A 3,413-nucleotide genomic window follows, 5' to 3' on the forward strand; every position below is an offset into this window, starting at 1 on the left:
CCGGCGGCGCGGGCCCGCGTCACCACCTGCATCGAGGAGATGCTGTCGCCGCCCAGGTCGAAGAAGGAGTCGTCGACGCCCACCCGCTCGACACCGAGCACTTGGGCGTAGATCCCGGTCAGGATCTCCTCGACGGGGTTGCCCGGGGCGCGATAGCGATCGGCGTCGGAGTACTCCGGCGCGGGCAGGGCGCGGACGTCGAGCTTGCCGTTGGCTGTCAGCGGCAGCGCGTCGAGCGCAACCACGGCGGCCGGCACCATGTACGCGGGCAGCCGTTCGGACAGGGCGGTACGGAGCTCGGCCGGGTCCGCCGACCCGGTGACGTAGCCGACCAGGCGCTTCTCGCCGGGCCGGTCCTCACGGGCGACGACGGCCGCCTGACGCACCCCGCGGAGCTCGGCCAGCGCCGCCTGGATCTCGCCGAGTTCGATGCGGTAGCCGCGGATCTTGACCTGGTCATCGGCGCGGCCCAGGTACTGCAGCTGCCCGTCGGCGCCCCAGCAGACCAGGTCGCCGGTGCGATACATCCGTGCCCCCGGCCCGCCGAACGGGCAGGCCACGAACCGCGACGCCGTCAGCGCTGCGCGCCGCCAGTACCCGCGCGCCAGTCCGGCCCCGGCCACGTACAGCTCGCCGACCACCCCGGGCGGCACCGGCCGCAGGGACTCGTCGAGGACGAACAACGCCGCGCCGGCCACCGGGGAGCCGATCGGCACCACCGGGGAACCGGGGTCGAGGGCTGCGCTGATCGCCGCGTACACCGTGGTCTCGGTGGGGCCGTAGGCGTTGATCATCAGGCGGCCGGGCGCCCACCGGTCGACCAGGTCCGTCGGGCAGGCCTCGCCGGCGACGACCAGGGCGGCCGACTCCAAGCCCTGCGGGTCCAACATGGCTGCGGCAGAAGGGGTTTGGCTCAGGACAGTGACGCGCTCCGCGATCAGCAGGGCGTGCAGGTCCTCCGGGGACCGGACCACCGCGTCGGGGACCACCACCAGGCGCCCCCCGCGCAGCAGCGCGCCGAAGATCTCCCAGACCGACACGTCGAAGCCGTAGGAGTGCCACTGCGACCACACCCCGGCGTCCGGCAGGCTGGCGTCCACCGACGCCATCAGCTGCGTCACGTTGCGGTGGCTCACCGCCACGCCCTTGGGCAGTCCGGTCGTCCCCGAGGTGTAGATGAGGTAGGCGATGTCCTCCGCGCTGGGCCCGGGCAGGGCGGTGGCGGGCTGGGCCTCGACGGCGGGATCGTCCACGTCGATGACCGCCACGTCGTGGCCGTCCAGCCGGTGGGCCAGGTCGGCGGTGGTGGCCACCGCCACGGGGGCGGCGTCGGTGAGCATGAAGCCGATGCGGGCCGCCGGGTGGGCGGGGTCGATGGGCAGGTAGGCCGCGCCGGTCTTGAGCACGGCGAGGATCGCCACGATCGCCTCGGCCGAACGCGAAAACATCAGTGCCACAACCTCGCCCGGGCCCGCACCGGTGCCGATCAACGCATGCGCCAACCGGTTCGACGCCTCGTCCAGCTCCCGATACGTCCACGACCACTGACCGCAACCGAGCGCCGGCGTATCCGGCGTGCGCGCCACCTGCGCGGCGAACGCTTCGGGAATCGACATCGGCGCGGTAACTGGTGCGGTCAGCGCCGCCCGGTTGCCGATCTCGTCGAGGCGGGCATGCTCGGCCGCGTCGAGCAGGTCGACCGACGAGACGGAGCGGCCGGGATCCGTGGTCATCGTCGCCAGCACCCGCTGCAACCGTCCGACCAGTGTCTCGATGCTCTCCGCGTCGAACACGTCGGTGCGGAACTCCACCCGCCCGCCGATTCCGGCGGGCTCGTTGGCCTCGGTCCAGCGCTCGGCCAGCGAGAACGTCAGGTCCATGCGGGCGACCTGAGTGTCCAGCGGCATCGAGCTGACCCGAACGTCGCCCAGCGCCAGTCCGGTCGCGGGGTCGTTGTCCTGCCCACCGAAGTTCTGCCAGGCCAGCATCACCTGGATCAGCGGGTGATGGGTCAGGCTCCGGGTCGGGTTGACCCGCTCCACCAGCACCTCGAACGGCACGTCCTGATGTTCGAAGGCCTCCAGGCTACGGGTGCGCACCCGGTCCAACAGGTCGGCGAAGGTGGGATCGCCGCCTAGCTCTTTCAGGTCGACCCGCAGCACCAGGGTGTTGACGAAGAACCCGACCAAGTCGTCGAGCGCGGGGTCGCGGCGTCCGGCGATCGGGAAGCCCACCGCCACATCGCTGCTCGCGCCGACCTTGGACAGCAGCACCGCCAGCGCGGCCTGCACCACCATGAAGCTGGTCGCATTGTGCTCGCGGGCGACCGCGGTGACCTGCTGCTGCAAGTCGGCGGGCCAGTCGATCGCCACCGTGGCCCCACGCTGGTCGGCGACCTGCGGGTAGGGCCGGTCGGTGGGCAGCTGCAACCGCTCCGGCATGCCGGCCAGGGCTTCTTCCCAGTAGGCCAGCTGGGCGGCGATGGGGCTGTCGCTGTCCTTCAGGTCGCCGAACTGCGCGCGCTGCCACAGCGTGTAATCCACGTATTGGATCGGCAATTCGGGCCACTGCGGGGGCTCCCCCGCGCAGCGGGCGGCGTACGCGATGCCCAGATCGGCGGCCAGCGGCCGCAACGACCAACCGTCGGCGGCGATGTGATGGACGACAGCCACCAACACATGGTCGTCGCCGGCCACGCGGAAAAGCGAGGCGCGCAACGGGATATCGGTGGCCAGGTCGAAGGTCTCGCGGGCCGCGGCCTTGACGGCCTCGTCCAGTCGGCTCGCCGACCAGTCAGCCGCGTCGATGAACCGCCAGCCGAAGTCGGCCCGCTCGGCGGGGATGACCACCTGCTGTGGCGTGCCCTCGGGTGCGGCGAACACGGTCCGCAGGCTCTCGTGGCGGGCCACCACGTCGGCCAGCGCCGCCCCGAGCGCCTGCGCGTCGAGCCGACCACGCAGGCGCATGGCGGCGGCCATGTTGTAAACCGGTGACGGGCCCTGCAATTGGTCGAGGAACCACAACCGGCTCTGGGCGAACGACAGGGGGACGACCGCCGGTCTGGGGCCGGCCACCAGCGGCGCGAGGCCTCCCGCGCCCTCGCCGACCCGGGGTGCCAATTGGGCGATGGTGGGCGCTTCGAAGATGGCGCGCACCGAGAGGTACTTGTCGAGGTCGGTGTTGACCGCGGCGATCACGCGCATCGCCGAAATGCTGTCTCCGCCGAGGTCGAAGAACGATTGGTCGATGCCGACCCGCTCGACGCCGAGCACCTGTGCGTAGATGCCGGCCAGGATCTCCTCGGTGGGATTGGTCGGGGCGCGGTAGCCGGAGTTGGTGTATTCGGGTGCGGGCAGGGCGCGGGTGTCGAGTTTGCCGTTGAGGGTGACGGGCAGGGTGTCGAGGGTGACGAG

Annotated in this window: 1 protein-coding gene; it reads right to left on the minus strand. The window is 71.6% G+C overall.

Annotation, left to right across the window (positions count from 1 at the left end):
• A partial coding sequence (locus A9X04_RS21645; protein WP_156764472.1) for a non-ribosomal peptide synthetase occupies positions 1-3,413 on the minus strand: 3,413 nt, incomplete at both ends.

It is taken from the genome of Mycobacterium sp. E3247, assembly GCF_001667785.1.
Lineage (GTDB): Bacteria > Actinomycetota > Actinomycetes > Mycobacteriales > Mycobacteriaceae > Mycobacterium.